This is a genomic window from Bartonella sp. AU15XJBT (assembly GCF_028618615.1).
In the GTDB taxonomy this organism is placed as follows: Bacteria; Pseudomonadota; Alphaproteobacteria; order Rhizobiales; family Rhizobiaceae; genus Bartonella.
Genome location: NZ_JAQITG010000003.1, coordinates 142,935 through 158,959 on the forward strand (window position 1 = coordinate 142,935; position 16,025 = coordinate 158,959).

At 39.0% G+C, this 16,025-nt stretch carries 12 protein-coding genes and 2 pseudogenes; 6 read left to right on the forward strand and 8 right to left on the reverse strand.

Annotated features, from left to right (window positions below):
* Positions 1 to 2,163: 2,163 nt before the first annotated feature.
* Positions 2,164 to 3,057, reverse strand: a complete 894-nt coding sequence (locus PVV57_RS02755) for an outer membrane protein (RefSeq protein WP_273718914.1) — start codon at positions 3,055 to 3,057, stop codon at positions 2,164 to 2,166.
* 1,040 nt (positions 3,058 to 4,097) lie between these two features.
* Here PVV57_RS02755 and PVV57_RS02760 point away from each other — a divergent pair.
* A pseudogene (locus PVV57_RS02760) lies at positions 4,098 to 4,867 on the forward strand (Arm DNA-binding domain-containing protein); the annotation flags it as partial.
* Between the two features lie 390 nt (positions 4,868 to 5,257).
* On the opposite strand, the gene fumC reads toward PVV57_RS02760, so the two are convergent.
* Positions 5,258 to 6,646, reverse strand: a complete 1,389-nt coding sequence (gene fumC / locus PVV57_RS02765; protein ID WP_273718915.1) for a class II fumarate hydratase — start codon at positions 6,644 to 6,646, stop codon at positions 5,258 to 5,260.
* 232 nt (positions 6,647 to 6,878) lie between these two features.
* On the opposite strand from fumC, the gene groES reads away from it, so the two are divergent.
* The 3 genes and pseudogenes from groES to PVV57_RS02780 form a co-directional block, all read left to right on the forward strand.
* Positions 6,879 to 7,175: a co-chaperone GroES gene (gene groES / locus PVV57_RS02770; RefSeq protein ID WP_005774667.1), complete on the forward strand. Its 297-nt coding sequence runs from the start codon at positions 6,879 to 6,881 to the stop codon at positions 7,173 to 7,175.
* 60 nt (positions 7,176 to 7,235) lie between these two features.
* On the forward strand, positions 7,236 to 8,879 hold the full coding sequence (groL, locus tag PVV57_RS02775; RefSeq protein ID WP_273718916.1) for a chaperonin GroEL: 1,644 nt from the start codon (positions 7,236 to 7,238) through the stop codon (positions 8,877 to 8,879).
* Between the two features lie 336 nt (positions 8,880 to 9,215).
* A pseudogene (locus PVV57_RS02780) lies at positions 9,216 to 9,675 on the forward strand (integrase arm-type DNA-binding domain-containing protein); the annotation flags it as partial.
* A gap of 63 nt (positions 9,676 to 9,738) precedes the next feature.
* On the opposite strand, the gene PVV57_RS02785 reads toward PVV57_RS02780, so the two are convergent.
* Positions 9,739 to 11,523, reverse strand: coding sequence for an MFS transporter (locus tag PVV57_RS02785; RefSeq protein WP_273718917.1), 1,785 nt, complete (start codon positions 11,521 to 11,523; stop codon positions 9,739 to 9,741).
* Positions 11,516 to 12,358, reverse strand: a complete 843-nt coding sequence (locus PVV57_RS02790) for a radical SAM protein (protein WP_273783394.1) — start codon at positions 12,356 to 12,358, stop codon at positions 11,516 to 11,518. The genes PVV57_RS02785 and PVV57_RS02790 overlap by 8 nt, the downstream gene beginning before the upstream one ends.
* A gap of 908 nt (positions 12,359 to 13,266) precedes the next feature.
* Here PVV57_RS02790 and PVV57_RS02795 point away from each other — a divergent pair.
* The gene (locus tag PVV57_RS02795) at positions 13,267 to 13,431 is read left to right on the forward strand and encodes a hypothetical protein (RefSeq protein WP_273718919.1); all 165 of its coding nucleotides are present in this window, start codon (positions 13,267 to 13,269) and stop codon (positions 13,429 to 13,431) included.
* Between the two features lie 907 nt (positions 13,432 to 14,338).
* Here PVV57_RS02795 and PVV57_RS02800 read toward each other — a convergent pair.
* Genes PVV57_RS02800 through PVV57_RS02815 form a run of 4 tightly spaced genes read right to left on the reverse strand, consistent with a single transcriptional unit; the run spans position 14,339 to position 15,575 of the window.
* Positions 14,339 to 14,551, reverse strand: a complete 213-nt coding sequence (locus PVV57_RS02800) for a hypothetical protein (protein WP_038474185.1) — start codon at positions 14,549 to 14,551, stop codon at positions 14,339 to 14,341.
* Positions 14,544 to 14,756, reverse strand: a complete 213-nt coding sequence (locus tag PVV57_RS02805) for a hypothetical protein (RefSeq protein WP_273718920.1) — start codon at positions 14,754 to 14,756, stop codon at positions 14,544 to 14,546. Before PVV57_RS02805 ends, PVV57_RS02800 begins: the two co-directional genes overlap by 8 nt.
* Positions 14,680 to 14,916 (reverse strand): hypothetical protein, encoded by a 237-nt coding sequence (locus PVV57_RS02810; RefSeq protein WP_273718921.1) that lies wholly within the window; start codon positions 14,914 to 14,916, stop codon positions 14,680 to 14,682. Before PVV57_RS02810 ends, PVV57_RS02805 begins: the two co-directional genes overlap by 77 nt.
* Positions 14,913 to 15,575: a lysozyme gene (locus PVV57_RS02815; protein WP_273783395.1), complete on the reverse strand. Its 663-nt coding sequence runs from the start codon at positions 15,573 to 15,575 to the stop codon at positions 14,913 to 14,915. The genes PVV57_RS02810 and PVV57_RS02815 overlap by 4 nt, the downstream gene beginning before the upstream one ends.
* Positions 15,576 to 15,717: 142 nt before the next feature.
* On the opposite strand from PVV57_RS02815, the gene PVV57_RS02820 reads away from it, so the two are divergent.
* A complete protein-coding gene (locus PVV57_RS02820; RefSeq protein ID WP_273718923.1) occupies positions 15,718 to 15,948 on the forward strand; it encodes a hypothetical protein in 231 nt (76 codons plus the stop codon).
* The last annotated feature ends 77 nt before the right edge of the window (positions 15,949 to 16,025 follow it).

Sequence of the window (16,025 nt, forward strand, 5' to 3'; positions counted from 1 at the left end):
CTTGAAAATAAGCCCGTGCATGAGCAAGTGTTGAGGGGGGCGTGGTTTGGAGCGCTCTCCTATACTGTGAGGGGTGTGATCCAAGACAGATGAGAAACAAACGCGCCAGATTCTGTGTAATCTCCACTCTTTAAAAGAGCGTGCTTATTAAAAGAGTGTTCTTGGCTTTTGCTCGCCGAAGCAGAAGGATAGGAGCGGGCTTGGAAATGGGGTTTCAAAAATGGTTTTTGGGTTTTTACAACTTCATATTTTCCCCAAGTGAGATTGCCTTTTCGTTTTAGAAATGACACAAACAGAGATTAGCAATAGCCTTGCTCTATTTTGGCATAGAACAGTTTTGTAAAACGTCATCATTTAAGGCGTTTAGGGCATGTCGTTACAGAATAAGCAAACGTAAAGCCAATTCCTGTTATGGTTGTTGTTTAGCAAATCGTTTTGTAAAAAGATGGACTATCTCTCCAATTCATAGTGGATTTATTAGCGGTTTTATGATTTTGTTTGCCTAAAAAAGCTTGTGTCTGCTGCTTTTAAATCAACATCCAACCACTCATGCGCAGCATGTTTTAAGACACACATTGTGACGGATAAGAGCTCTATGAGCTGTTGCTTCTTTTATATGCCAAATGGAAGCGTGTTCCATATCGCTGTTTGAGTTATTTCTGAAACAGATAAACAGCCTCGTTTTGAAACGTTCAAGAGTGTTTTTTCAGTGTGTATTGAATATTCAGCTCACGGCTTGCCATAGTTTTAAGTTTACGTGAATCCCATGAAATGGGACGTCAAGTAAGGAGAATATAAAGCCGTAAAGGCGCAAACTGTTTTTCATCTTTATCATCATCTTTTCATTCGGCTTTACGGCTTCCAAAAGCATCTTAATTAATATCTTTGAAAGAGTGGAGAGTACGCATTGCCGCACGCTTTTGTTTCTCACCTGTCTTTTTTTGGGTACGCTTCTCATGCAAGACAGAATACTATTGAATGGCTCATTCACGGGCTTTTTTTAAGAAATATTTTTAAAGGCACATTACAGCCATTTTGCGAAGGTGCTCGTGAAAGGTATACAGTAAAGCGTCTCCATGAAATAATATAAAATCTATTGTGCTTCCCCCCATTTTTGCGCTTATAAAGAAGCAAGCTGTCACCATCAATCTACTTGGGGCTATCCTAAAATGTCGCAGACCAACCTTTGGCTCTTGAGGACGGTTCAAAAGGGGCATGCCTTTCTTGTACAATTTTACGTTACGCGAGATCATCCTGCTTGTGACGTGCGAGAGACACGGGATTGTTGGGTTCAACAGATACAGATTTGAAATGAGAGAATCCGCGGGTATTTTAGGTTTCTCATTCAAAATAATTAATTATCATTATAAATCAATGTGTAATAATTTACAGCGATAAAGATCGGCAATATCCATTGCGTCTCTCTGGCGTAGAATAGTTGTAAAATGTCGTTATTTAAAGTGTGATGAGGTGAGAGAAGGCAGCTTTTTGAAACGTTCAAGAGTGTTTTTTTCAGTGTGTATTGAATATTCAGCTCACGGCTTGCCATAGTTTTAAGTTTATGTGAATCCCCATGAAATGGGACGTCAAGAGGAAACGCTTTTAAAAGTTGCATTTCTTGATAAACTGCCATGGGGTTTTAGGGGGGGGGTAAATGGGATTTAAAATCTTTGTGCTTTGAGATGTGGCGAGAAAATTAATTCTCATTAGCCTATGATCTTGTTTAAGCAAAAAAGAGGTGAATTGACATTGAAAAAAAACAGATTGTTTGTCGATTTAGAAGCATTCCTTTTTAGGCGTGAAGAAGAGGTTGAAAAATGAACACATACAAGCTCCTCTTTTATGCTGTTGTCCCGTTATCATCATCAGCTGTACTTGATGCGCAATATCCATATTTGTTTTAAAGAAATATCAGTGCTCTCACTGATTTCATGAGGGCACTAATGGTCCAATGGTGTGCGGGTCAAATGTTTATCGTTCAAATGCGTCCTATAAAAGGATTAGAGGATAGAAACTTGTTGAGACGCTAGATTGTTTCGCGATCCTTTGGTGACAATTTAGCGCTGGTTTTTAAGAACTTCGTCTTTTTAAGGGGGAAGCGAGGCATTAAAAAACCCTGTTTTTAGCAGGGTTTTTTAAACGTTTCATTTTTTCTACAAGACATTAGAATTTATAAGCGATGCCAAGGCGAAAATTATGCGTTTGGTTGCTTATTTTAAGTTCATCATTTGCAAATTTCTGTTTAAAAAAATCTGTATAACGATATTCTGTACGCATGATAATGTCATCTGTCATGGCAAGATCAAAGCCACCACCAACAGTGTAACCAATCATTGTTTTTGTTTTATCGAATACATCGCCAGAAGCAAAGACGACTGTCGAATCCTCTTGCGATTTTGCTAAAAGTGATAGGATATATTGCATCTTTGTGTAGGCGACACCCCCTGCAATATAAGGCATAAGACGATGGGAAGCAAAACCAATACGCGCGCGGGCAGCACCAGCCCACTTTTCTTTCAATGTTACACTGCTCACAACAATATCATTATAGTCGGGGATCGTTTCATCCTGAGCGGCTGGTTTTATAATAGGAATCCCAGCTTCGTGAAAGGAAGCATTAATAGAGTCTAATTCATCGAGAATTTTCTTTCCTCTGTTCGTTTGGGTGTCTTTTCTCCCAGACCAGATCATATCCGTATCAAAACTGACAACAAGGTTATTTCCTAGATCAATATTAGAACCTACATAAAAACCGGCAACAAATCCTGTTGGTTTTGGTGATAAATCTCTATCGACCCAAGCCCATTTTCCGTCTCGCGCTTCTGGTGCGTAATTTAAAGTGCTTTTACTGAAAAGATGTCCAATTTGTCCGCCAAAATAAAAACCAGACCAAGAAAAAGGTGCTGAAACAATAACCGGTGAGATTCTTGGTGATAAATCACTTGGCGCTGAAACATTCGGTTGTGATTGTTTAACGATTACCGTATCGGCTGCTTGCGCTGTTGAAGCGGTCATGAAAGTGAAAAGAGATAGTGCAATTAAACATTTTGTATTCATAAAACGTCCCCAATTTATTTCAATTACATAATGCATTATGCATGAATTGGTTAAAAAAATCTATATTTAATATCATTATGGAAAAATAAAATACTCTAAAATCCATAAATTTTCATCATTAGGCTTTTTAAAACAATGTTTAGTTTGTCTTTTCCCCTTGTAAGACTTAATTTTTAGGATTTTTTTTGGATATATTTCTTTAGTGTTCTCTGTGTTTTAGAAAACATTATGGTGTAATAAATAATGTTTTAGCTTGTTTTAAAAAATATCATTTTGTAGATACGAAAATACTTTTTATTGTTTAACGATAAATGCATTATACATAATGATTATTATCTTTATGCTTAATATAAATGTACTTCGTATTAAAAAAGTGCATGGTGGCCCCTTTCTTTGTTCAATATTGTTGACTCCTCTTGTATGCCGATAGTCTTGGGGAATTGAGAAGAAGAGCAACTTTTTTCAATTGTTTTTTATTGATATGCCACGCTTTCTTGTGATGATGTAAGTGCATCGTTTGGATTGATTCAATGGAATATGAAAAATAAGAAAGGGGTATATGAAGAATAAAAAGGGGAAAGGGGGAGAGTATTTTTCCATGAGATTTTTTATTCATGTAAAATGATAAACTATTCTTCTCGTTTGCCTCAGTTGGAATGTGGATTGGAGCCTTTAGGCTGACTGTCATTGATCATTTTAAAGAGAGCAGTGGCTAAGGTATTTAGGCGTTTTGGGAAATGGATGAGAGTGCCATGATGGGCTTCAAATTTATTGTGCGCTATCCAAGCATAATCCCTGTGAGGGCGCGGATTGTTTTTAGGAAAGATAGAAAGCTTAAGGTCAAAACCTTTCGGGGGGGCTTTTTACAAAACATTGATTTATAATGATAGTTTACCGCTATGCATATTAAATTAAAACTCCGAATATCGTAAGATTCTTTCATTCCAAATCCTCTCAGATTGAAACAATTAATGTCACTTGCTTGCATGTCACAAGCGGGGCTGGCGTGGGGGTAAAAACTATAGAAGAAAGGAGTAAAAATGGCTCTTATGAACCGTCTTCAAATGCCAAGAGCTGTCGCAACATTTTAGGGCTGGCAAATATAATGATGGTTCCGGCTTGCTTCTTCTTAAGCGTAAAGATGGGGGGAGAAACAATAGATTTTATATTATTTCCATGGGGGCTGTTATACCATTCGCGGGTGTCGTCGTGAAATGGGCTTTAGTGCGTTTTGAGAGATGTTTCTTTAAAACAAGCCCGTAAATGGGCAACTGGGTGGCGTTCTGTTTTGTATGAGGGGTTGTGACCTCATTAAAGAACGTAAGAAAAACAAACGCGTGAAGCAATGCGTAAGCTCCACTCTTTAAAAGATATTGCTTTAGATGCTTTTGAAAGCCGTAAAAAGGTGATGGCTTGGGGGATTGGTTTTTACTTTAAAACTGCATATTCTCCCTAAATTAGGCTGTCTGTCTGTTTTAGAGATTGCACAAACAGAGATACGCGATACCCTTTCCCTTATTTGGTATACAAAAGCTGGAACTGCTTGAACAGCATTGATGCGTCTTAATCTTTGTCTCAAATATGCGGCTGCTTTAGGGGTGGCGGTTGATTTACAAGAAACAGCAAAAGCACGCGCTCTCTTAGGGCAACAATGTTATAAAAATAAAGCTTACTAGCAATGAATTGGAGAGATATACCAGTTTTTTATAAAATATTTTGCAAAACACCAACCATAACACAACTGGCTTTACGCTTTTCTGTTCCAACAGTTGTTTGTCTATTGAGCACGCCCATCGTTATGCTTCATAAAAGAGTAAGCCGCTACCATCACACATTTAGGGCTGCTCTAAAATGTTGTGGACCACCCCTCGGGTTTTTAAGATAGTTCATTCGAGGCATTTTTTCTTGTCTTACGCAATTTTACGCGACACACTCATCTTTCTTGTGGTGTGCAAGCAAGTGATTTTGATTGATTCAACATAAATGGACTTTAAATGAGAGAATCGTACGGGAGGTCGTTCATTCAAGTTGGATAATGCTTGTAGTATCATTAATCAATGCATTATCTCCTTTGGACAAGAGCTGGAATGGGGATGAGAGCCTAAAATGAACACTGTGAGAAATCATAATCGGGGCGTGGGCGCCCCGATGTTTTTTATGCGTAAGGTTTAAGAAGTTTGCATCTTCTCTCAAGGCTTCTTTATTGGGGAGCGATCATCTTTTTGGGATCAACCAGCCGGTCATAATCTTCTCCAGAAACGCCTGCTTTGAGGGCTTCGGTGCGCAAAGTTGTATCGTTTTTATGCGCTGCCTTGGCAATTTCAGCGGCTTTTTCATAGCCAATTTCTGGAGCAAGAGCTGTGACTAACATCAGTGAGCGCTCCATGAGCGCGTGAATATGAACGCGATTGGCGCGTAATCCTTGAATGCAATGCATATCAAAAGAACGCATGCAATCACCAAGAAGGGTTATCGATTGTAAAACGTTATAGCCAATAAGAGGTTTATAGACGTTGAGTTCAAAATGTCCTTGGCTGGCAGCAAAGGTTACGCTGGTATGATTACCAAAAACTTGGGCTGCAACCATGGTCATCGCTTCACACTGGGTGGGGTTGACCTTGCCGGGCATAATAGAGGAGCCTGGTTCATTTTCAGGCAAGTTGAGTTCGCCTAAGCCGGAACGTGGACCAGAACCTAAAAACCGAATGTCATTGGCAATTTTAAAGAGATCAGCGGCGAGAGCATTCAAGCTTCCGTGGAAATGCGCAAGTGCGCCATGATGAGCAAGCGCCTCAAATTTATTATGCGCCGTCTTAAAGGATATTCCTGTGAGGGTGCTGATGGTTTGTGCAAAGGCAACGTCAAAACCTTTTGGGGCGTTGAGTCCTGTTCCCACAGCTGTTCCACCTTGAGCAAGCATTTGAACATCAGCAAGGGCTGTTTCAATACGATGAAGATTGGCTTCCAGGGCGACTCGATAACCTGAAAATTCTTGTGCAAGCGTTAAGGGGGTTGCATCTTGTGTATGGGTGCGTCCAATTTTGATAATGTCGGCAAATTCTTCTTCTTTTTTCTTGAAAGTGGTAATGAGTGCTTCAAGAATAGGAAAGAGATGTTGGCGTGTTTGCAGCGTGGTGGCAATGTGAAGTGCCGTGGGAAAGGAATCGTTGGAGGATTGACTCATATTGACATGGTCATTCGGATGAACGGGTTTTTTGCTTCCCAGTTTACCCCCTAAAAGCATGCTGGCATGGTTGGCAATCACTTCGTTGACATTCATATTGCTTTGTGTCCCGGAGCCTGTTTGCCAAACAGAAAGAGGAAAATGCGTATCGAAGGCACCAGAGAGAACTTCATCGGCAGCTGTGACAATTGCTTTTCCAATCTTTTGAGAAAGTTTGCCTTTGTCCATATTGACAAGGGCGGCGGCTTTTTTGATAAGGCTTAAAGCATAAATGATGGTAAGAGGCTGCTTTTCACTGCCAATATTAAAATTATGCAGAGAACGTTCAGTTTGTGCACCCCAATAACGATCTTCGCGTACCGAAATCGTTCCAAAGCTATCCGTTTCCTGACGTGTTTCAACCATGATAAGATCCTTTTTTGTTCACGGGTTCTTAAAAAAAGCTAGATAACGCGAAAGTGCAAGAAGAAGCAAGACGTGGAAGCTTCATTATATAGAGAAATTATTTTATGACTATCCTTGACATTGAGAAATGCCGATTTTATATCTTAAACAGCGTTAGCACTCACGACTTAAGAGTGCTAGCAAGAACTTTCTAAGATTAATGCAATTATGTTCAGTTTTAAGGATTTAAAACATGGCTAATATACAATTCCGCCCACTTCACGACCGTGTCGTTGTTCGTCGGGTTGAATCTGAAAATAAAACCGCTGGTGGGATTATCATTCCAGATACAGCTAAAGAAAAACCACAAGAAGGTGAAGTTATTGCCGTTGGCAATGGCGCTCTCGACGATAACGGAAAGCGCGTGCCGCTCGAAGTCAAAACAGGAGACCGTATTTTGTTTGGAAAATGGTCTGGAACTGAAGTCAAGATTAATGGGGAAGACCTCTTAATCATGAAAGAATCTGACATTATGGGAATTATGGGCTAATTAAAAGCGCTCAATTTTTCATTGTGTACTATTTTGAGAAAAACTCCAAGGAGAAATTAAATGGCTGCTAAAGAAGTCAAATTTGGCCGTGAAGCGCGTGAGCGTTTGTTGCGCGGTGTCGATATCCTTGCTAATGCGGTTAAGGTGACACTCGGCCCTAAAGGGCGCAATGTGGTAATTGATAAATCATTTGGTGCGCCGCGCATCACAAAAGATGGTGTATCCGTGGCAAAGGAAATCGAACTGGAAGATAAGTTCGAAAATATGGGTGCGCAAATGTTGCGCGAAGTTGCTTCTAAAACCAATGATATTGCTGGGGATGGAACAACAACGGCAACTGTTTTGGGGCAAGCTATCGTACAAGAAGGTGTCAAAGCCGTTGCTGCGGGCATGAACCCTATGGATCTTAAACGCGGAATTGATGCTGCTGTGGATGAAGTGGTGGCTAATCTTTTCAAAAAAGCTAAAAAAATCCAAACTTCAGCAGAAATTGCGCAAGTTGGAACTATTTCTGCCAATGGTGCTGCTGAAATCGGTAAAATGATTGCTGATGCCATGGAAAAAGTGGGCAATGAAGGTGTTATTACCGTAGAAGAAGCAAAAACCGCTGAAACGGAATTGGAAGTCGTGGAAGGTATGCAGTTTGATCGTGGCTATCTTTCCCCTTACTTCGTCACAAATGCTGAGAAAATGGTTGCTGATCTTGATGACCCTTACATTCTCATTCACGAAAAGAAATTGTCTAATTTACAATCCTTACTTCCAGTTTTGGAAGCGGTTGTGCAGTCTGGCAAACCCCTTCTTATCATTGCTGAAGATGTGGAAGGTGAAGCTTTGGCAACGCTCGTGGTCAACAAATTGCGCGGTGGTTTGAAAATTGCTGCTGTAAAAGCCCCTGGCTTTGGTGATCGTCGTAAAGCAATGTTAGAGGATATCGCTATCTTAACATCGGGACAGGTGATTTCTGAAGATGTCGGCATTAAGCTTGAAAATGTCACTTTGGATATGCTTGGACGTGCAAAGAAAGTGAATATTTCTAAAGAAAACACCACCATTATTGATGGTGCTGGACAAAAGGCTGAAATTACCGCACGCGTCAATCAGATTAAAGCGCAGATTGAAGAAACAACTTCTGACTATGATCGTGAAAAATTGCAAGAAAGACTTGCTAAACTCGCTGGTGGTGTTGCTGTTATCCGTGTGGGTGGTGCAACAGAAGTTGAAGTGAAAGAAAAGAAAGACCGTGTGGATGATGCTTTGAATGCAACACGCGCTGCTGTGGAAGAAGGTATTGTTGCTGGTGGTGGTACCGCATTGTTGCGTGCAGCAAGTGCGTTGACCGTTAAAGGAAACAATCCGGACCAAGAAGCGGGTATCAATATCGTTCGTCGTGCTCTCCAAGCACCAGCACGTCAAATTGCAACCAATGCCGGTGAAGAAGCAGCGATTATTGTTGGCAAGGTGTTGGAAAATAATGCTGACAATTATGGTTACAACACCGCAACCGGTGAATTTGGTGATTTGATTGCTTTGGGAATTGTTGATCCTGTGAAGGTGGTGCGTTCTGCGCTTCAGAATGCGGCTTCAATTGCAAGCCTTCTGATCACAACAGAAGCAATGGTTGCTGAAATGCCAAAGAAAGATGCTCCAATGCCTCCAATGCCAGCTGGTGGAATGGGCGGAATGGGCGGAATGGATTTCTAAGCTCTGTTCCCTAGAGAGAATAAAGAAACGGGTCTTTGCGGCCCGTTTTTTTTGTCTCTTTCTTTTCTTCTTCTTGTTCTAGATAACACATTGATTTATAATGATAATCTATCGTTATTTATATTGAATTAGCCCCTCGAATAACGCAAGTTTCTCTCATTTCAAAGCTGTTTATGTTGAATTAATCAAAACCACTCATTTGCACATCACAAGCGGGATGAGTGTGTGAATCAAATTTATATAAGAAAGGAGTAAAAATGGCTCTTATGAAGCGTCTTAAGTGCCAAGATCTGTCGGCAACACCCACGGGTTGGCAAATAGTATGATGGTGCTGACTTGCTTCTTCATAAACGTAAAGATGGTGGTGCTTAATGGCTTTATCGTTATACCCTTCACGGGCGCCGTTGTGAAATGGGATTGGGTGCGTTGCGAAACTTTTCTTTAAAAAAGCCCGTGAATGTGCAAATCAATGGCGTTCGGTTTTCGTGAGGGGCGTGATCCTATTCAAGAACGCAATAAACAAAAGCGTGAGGCAATGCGCCATCTTCATTATTTAAAAGATATTGTCATGGATGCTTTTGAAAGCCGTAAAGCCGAATTAAAAGGTGATGGTCAAAATGGTAAATGGTTTTCACCTTTACGCCTTCATATTCTCCCTAAACTAGGCTGTTTACCCGTTTCAAAGATTACACAAACAGAGATACCAAATACCCTTGCTCCTATTTGGCATACAAAAGCAGGAACAGCAGAAAAAGCACTTATATGCCTTAATCCTTGTCTCAAACATGCGGCTGCATGAGGCATCCAATACGGACAATGATTGCAGCCCGCACTGCAATTTTTATTACAAATTACAATATTATCGCCCATGAAATTTCTTATTCAAGTTCATATAATCCAATACCAATTGTTTCATGAAAATATTTTGGTATAGACAAAGATCAGAAATTTTTTTAGCCACAAACGCTTTTATCATTGGTAAAGCTTCATCCTTTGATATAGACAGCAAATGAGAAATATAGTCTATCCGTTCTTCTAAATTGAGAGATAATCTTGGACTGGTGAAAAATGTTAAGATATCCAATTCCGGACTGGCTTCTTGACATAAATCCCAATCCACTACCATAAAAGAACTATCAGGAGTAACAATGATATTATCAGGATGTAAATCTCCATGTGATAAGATTATATTCTTGCTTAATCGATCTTGAAAGATCTTATTGATTTGATCAATAATCGTCTTTTGATGTAGCAAATCCATTTGGCTCAATACAGTCCCTCGGATAAACTCCCATTCGACTACTTCATCGCAAAGTGTTATCAAATTTGGTGCAGGATAGAGACTTTGTCGAAAAGAGCCATCCTTGATGTTTTCATTAATACACGATGCTTCCGGATAAATTTGCCCATAGCAAAACTCTTGATGATTGCGTTTCAAGAAATGTTGTTTTGACGATTGTGCATTTTCAGGCTGTAACCAAATGATTTCTTGTTTTCTGACAAAAATAATTAAAGCAGACACCCCAAAAATCACAGCCATAATCACTGCCAACCACAAATTAGCTTGCCAGAATGTTGAAAAAACATGACCGTATAAAAAACTGAATGCAAAGGATACAACAGCTGTAATAATAGCTGTAAATGATAAAACAGTCGCGATAGCTTTGGGATCAATCAGTGAATTTATAAGAAGAGACGACAGATAAGATCGATAAGCGGATTTAAAAACACATAGCAGCAAAAATCCTAATATAAGAGCCGCAATGATTTGAAATGACATGAGAAAAAAAGCAATGGTTACCATACAACCAATCATTAAGACGGGAAAAATAGGATTTTGAAACTTTGAAAAATACTTCTGAAACAATATATTGGAACTTGCTGAAAAAAAATTCCCAATGATAAAAATAATCGAAACCAAAATAGCAGGTTGAAATGGCAAAAAATCGGAAAATGCGATAGAAACAGTTCGATTATTAACCAAAATAGCAAAAGCTGAAACTGCACTTAAAAAAATAAGAGTGAAGCGATAAGGATTTTTGACTTCTTTACGGCTGGCGCACATAACTGTGAAAATACTCGGATGAGCGTTGATATGAAAACTATCTAATCCTTTCGTCAGTTTTGAAAACATAAAAATAGCAAAAATTAATGAAAGGACTTGAAAAAGCACAGGCAATGCAGGATGCACATAATAAAGTATTCCCCCTAAAAAAATAAGTACCGTTGTCACACTATAGGTAACAGCAGCCACTTCGGACTTAACGGAAAACAGTGTGCGATGCTTTGGTACTACAGAAAAGAGTAAACTATCTTCCGCACCTGAGAAACAAGCGGCTGCTAATGTAATACACAACAAATAAGTGGCGTAAGCAAAATATGCATAATTCATAAAAAGAGCTAAAAAACCGCAAAGAAAGAAAAACAGCCCAGTATAAATAACGCGTTTACTTCCATAAACATCTGATAATAAACCCAAGGGGATTTCTAAGATCAAAGGAAGCAATAAAAAATAACTACCTATTAAAACAATATCCGCTTGCGACAAATGCAATTTTTCTGACAAAAAAAGTGGTAAAACAGCAACCACTAGAGCAGTAGACTTGCTAACACTATAAATCTTAAATTGCTTAACCTTATCCACAAAATACCTTCCCACGACATCCGCTACATGCGCCAGATTCTTTCAAAGATTTTAAAACGCTTTGAGCAGACCAATCTATTGCCTCATAATTTTGTAGATTCCCAAAAGCTTCTGAATAAAAGCAATTTTTTAAATCTCCATTATAGTCCAATACCAAGGATGAAAATGGAAATAAACACATTAACGGCGACGAAACGTACGTAGAATTTTCGCCTAAGTAATAATTAATACAATTTACAAAATTTTGTGACGTCCATGAGATTTTCTTTTCTTGAAACTTTTTATCTATATAAACCTGGAGGGGGGATTCTTTCCTTGATAATTCATCTCTCAAATGAAAAAGTGAAGCGTTTGGTGGAAGAGTTTTGTTTCTTAAAGCCTTAGATCGATCCTTTGTATTATTTTTTCTAGAAAAACTAAATGACGACGTATCGAGCGGGCTGAATCCGATATAATCGACATCTTTGCTTATACAAAAATCGATAAAATTAATAATATTTTCTAGAATCTCTTTGGTAACTGTCGCTCTTATTCCTATACTTTGCAGAGGTTGAAGATTTTTAACGGTTTCAATGTTTTTCCACACGCGATCAAATTTATTCGCCCCCCGTATATCATAATATCCTTGGATACTCGTCGAATCCATAGAAATAACAATTTCTTTTATGTCATACTGTGAAATCCATAAATTTTTATGCAATAAGATGCCATTAGTATTTAATTCAACAGGCAGACCTAGTTCATTCAACGTTAATAAAATATCTTTAAGCTTCGGATGCATTAAAGGTTCTCCCCCAGAAAGCATCACTGAGGCCGCTCCTTTTTCTTTCAACATTCTAAATAAGGGTATTAAACTTTCTGGAGTATGCCAATTTTTCCTTAATCTTCCAGCAATCGCATATGGTACAAGGGCTATTGCAATTCTGGATAATATGTATAATAGGTGTTACAGGTACCCATAATTTTTTAAGATCAAAAATCGAATCTGACGCACTAATCAAGGTTTCCTTCTTTAAAAGAAAACCATTCTTTTCTAGTTCTTTTAACAAGATTGAAAAATCTTATGCTAAAATCTCTGTCTCTACATTAAGCCTTGCCGCAACAATATATCCTCCTCATATTGTTATTATGTACCTTATTTATATTCAAGACATTTTGATTTACAACTTTATAATTGTAAAGTCAATTTAACTGTAATACGCAATATTCAGTTTGGAAAACAAATTGGCCTATACCGGTATAAATCGAAAAACTCTTGTGCTCAGCTAATTTCCATTTTAATTATTAAGTTCATTCAAAAAGTATTATTCCTGATTTCAATGGCTATTTCACTTCAATCGCAATAAGAAATATGCAATGCTCTGCTTTATCAAGTAATTTTAAAAAGGTTTTTTGGGGCTGAAATAAAGTATAGTTGTTGCGTAAATCAGCTTCTCAGAAGAAAAATTTTTCAATTATTTTTTTGTTCTGGAAAGCGGTTTTTTTTACGTGGAAAAGAAGCTTCGCCTTATCTTTGCTTTAATCCTCTATCTTTAATAGTCTATCCTTATAGCTCCCAATATATCACAGCTCTGATGTCTCCACGAGTAGCACGCTATTTCATCCCTTTCATTTGTGCCTTTTTCTCGACCTTCCTTATTACACCCGTCATTTTTCTTACAAAGTGCACATTCTTATGGTTCATTTTACAGCTCTACGTTTTTACGAGTTTGCAAATTTATAGAAAGCAGTAGGGAAAAGACCTTGTGCTTTCAAGCCTATTTCGTGATGGGTTTGGTGCGTGGTGCGGAGTTGGTGCGTGGTGCGCGGGGGGATTGGTGCCGTGATACGGGGCTGGTGTGTGTACGGGGGATGGTGTTTTTAGAAGTTACAGTTAATTGCTGGTGTCTTGTAAAAACTTCCCAATAAAGGTTGCTTTGCGTGTCATCATTCTTTTGCTCTTTTGAGAAAAGGAGCTGTGGTGCGAAACAGTAAATTGCGTTGTAAGAGTAAAGTGGGTTGTTTGTGCCGGTGTTTTTCCTTGGTAGATGGTTTGGGGTTTGTTTTGAGGTCTTGTAATGGTTTTTTGATAGAGTCTTGTTGGTCGAGGCGAGTGTTAGGTTGATGCACAATAAGCGTGGTTTATTGCGGTTGGGTTGGTGATTGGGATTATGGTGTCTGTCGTATAGGGGGGGCGTGATGCGGGGCTGGTATGGGGTATGGGGGGCTAAAGTGCACATTCTTATGGTTCATTTTACAGCTCTACGTTTTTACGATTTTGCAAATTTACAGAAAGCAGTAGGGAAAAGACCTTGTGCTTTCAAGCCTATTTCGTCATGGGGGTGGTGTGTGGTATGGGGTTGGTGCGTGATACGGGGCTGGTGTGTGGAACGGGAAGTGTATGAAACTTATAGGAGACATCCTTTATGCTTCAATAAAAGATGGAGGGGTGTATCTCATAAGGTGATTTTTGTTGCTTACTGATGCGTTTATTTAAAAGAAAACTCTTTGAGTGGTTTTAATGGTATGGATGATGAAGATAAAATTCTCTGCATATCAATACGTTATTTAAAAAATGCACGTTGGCATGTTTGTTTTTCAAGATTATTCTCTTGCGTCAGCTTAAGTTTCTTCCTTATGGTTTTTTTTAATCTCTTCTCATACCGATAGCATTAATGTCACTATAATGCTTTGAAAATTTATTGCATAAGAGTGTTTGTAAAGTGTGTAAATTTCCATGAGACGTGAAAAATCATCAATAAAATCTTCCCGTGTTATTTAAAAAATAACGGATATTTTTTTAAGATTGAACACGTCTCATGTTTGATTGTTTATTTTAGAGCTGAATATTTGATTTTTGTGTAAAAATACTTGCCAACGCATCCATAATGCGTGAAAAATCAAGCACTAAGAGGAAAATAATGAATATAATCCATTTCGTATAGCGTGACATCACTTTTATACTTTTATAAGTCATGATGATTTCTTGAAGAATTTCTTTTTCCTTTTCTGTAAGCTCTGTTTGTTTTTCTACTTTTTTTCTAGCCATGTTTCCACCCACACAAGCCTTCCCCTTGTTTGTTATGCTTTAAAATATCTCTGGCGAGATTTGAGCTGATGTTTTTGAGATCTTTTTGGTCTAAATAAATGGGCAGCCAACCAACGCAAGATGAAGGCTCATTTATTGTTTTTATTGCGCAACCAGTGAGTAAGAGCGGCGCGCACATCAGGATCACTTTTTTGATTAATTTCATTTTCCACCTCTAGCCGTGTTGTTGATGACTTTAGCGTTTTTTCTATTTGCTTTTGCTGTTCAAGCTTCTTTCCAAGCGTAAAAGCTTTTGCTAAAGCGATAAAAAAAGCGGTCAGAGCCGCGCCCATTATCATCAAATTTTTTTTCAACCACCCCATCATAAGCGCTGCTCCCGAAAGCGTTTTACCACAAAGAAAATACCAACACAGGCGGCTAAAACCATGATGGTTGCTAAAGCCCATTGGATGGGACCATTGCCGGCCAATAAGCCTCCAAGTCCAGAAAAAGAACCAATAATGGGTGTGAGCGCTTCTGCTTTGAAAAAACCCATGGGTTCTTTTGTTTCCACGGTTTGATAGTTGGGAGAAACATAAGCCCCTTTTGCCCATAATCCCGCTTCTGCTGCACGACGGTGCACAAGACCGTGAAGACGTTTTCCCCCTGCTTTGGTCCATTTTTGTAATTCGGAAGGGATAGCTTCATATTCGCTGTTATTGAGTTTTTTGAGCAGGGTCGACTTGCAAAATGCTTCTGTCCCTACATTATAGCAAAACGATACGAGTGCTGCGAATTGTTCATCTGTTAAGGAAACCGTCACATTTTTTTCAACGGTATTTTCAAATTGTCTTAAATCTTGAGAAAGAACTTCTTCGGCTTGTTTTTCTGTGATGACCATGCCTTTGTGTACAAACGGTTTGCCAGCCGTGCTGGTATGGCCATAACCGATTGTCCACACCCCGATGGCATCTTTATAGGCTTGTAAACGCAATCCTTCCCATTGTTTAATGAGTGCAAGCCCTTTTGGTGATATTTTTCTCATTTGCTTCTCCATAAAATAAAGCCTCACAGGTCATGTGAGGCTGGTTGAAAGATTAAAAATGAATTTTTTCTCGCTTCAAGAATAGAAGAGACGTAAAACTTTGATGAAATCAAAAGGTTGGTTATGACATTCCAAGTGGATAATGGTTGGTGATGTTTTCCTTAGCAAATGGGGTGTTTGTGGTGGTGTTTCCCTTGGTAGATGGTTTGGCTTTGAGAGCTTGTGCTGGTTTTTTGATGGTATTTTGTTGGTGGGGGCTGATGTTTGGCTGATGCACGGTATGCCTGGTTCATTGCGGTTGTTTGGGGGTATGGTGGAGGCGTTTGAGATAAAGCGGACACTCTCAGGAAAACAAGACATAGGCTTTTACTGAAGACGAAAGTATTCCATGGGTTCAGCGTTCTGCATATCTAAATAGGATCGTTGTTAAAAAGAGCTTTGAGCGAATAA

Coding starts and splice junctions, on each gene's coding strand:
- PVV57_RS02755 (WP_273718914.1), bottom strand. CDS start 3,057: ATGAATACAAAATGTTTAATTGCACTATCTCTTTTCACTTTCATGACC.
- fumC (WP_273718915.1), bottom strand. CDS start 6,646: ATGGTTGAAACACGTCAGGAAACGGATAGCTTTGGAACGATTTCGGTA.
- groES (WP_005774667.1), top strand. CDS start 6,879: ATGGCTAATATACAATTCCGCCCACTTCACGACCGTGTCGTTGTTCGT.
- groL (WP_273718916.1), top strand. CDS start 7,236: ATGGCTGCTAAAGAAGTCAAATTTGGCCGTGAAGCGCGTGAGCGTTTG.
- PVV57_RS02790 (WP_273783394.1), bottom strand. CDS start 12,358: ATGTTGAAAGAAAAAGGAGCGGCCTCAGTGATGCTTTCTGGGGGAGAA.
- PVV57_RS02800 (WP_038474185.1), bottom strand. CDS start 14,551: ATGGCTAGAAAAAAAGTAGAAAAACAAACAGAGCTTACAGAAAAGGAA.
- PVV57_RS02805 (WP_273718920.1), bottom strand. CDS start 14,756: ATGAAATTAATCAAAAAAGTGATCCTGATGTGCGCGCCGCTCTTACTC.
- PVV57_RS02810 (WP_273718921.1), bottom strand. CDS start 14,916: ATGATGGGGTGGTTGAAAAAAAATTTGATGATAATGGGCGCGGCTCTG.
- PVV57_RS02815 (WP_273783395.1), bottom strand. CDS start 15,575: ATGAGAAAAATATCACCAAAAGGGCTTGCACTCATTAAACAATGGGAA.
- PVV57_RS02820 (WP_273718923.1), top strand. CDS start 15,718: ATGGTTGGTGATGTTTTCCTTAGCAAATGGGGTGTTTGTGGTGGTGTT.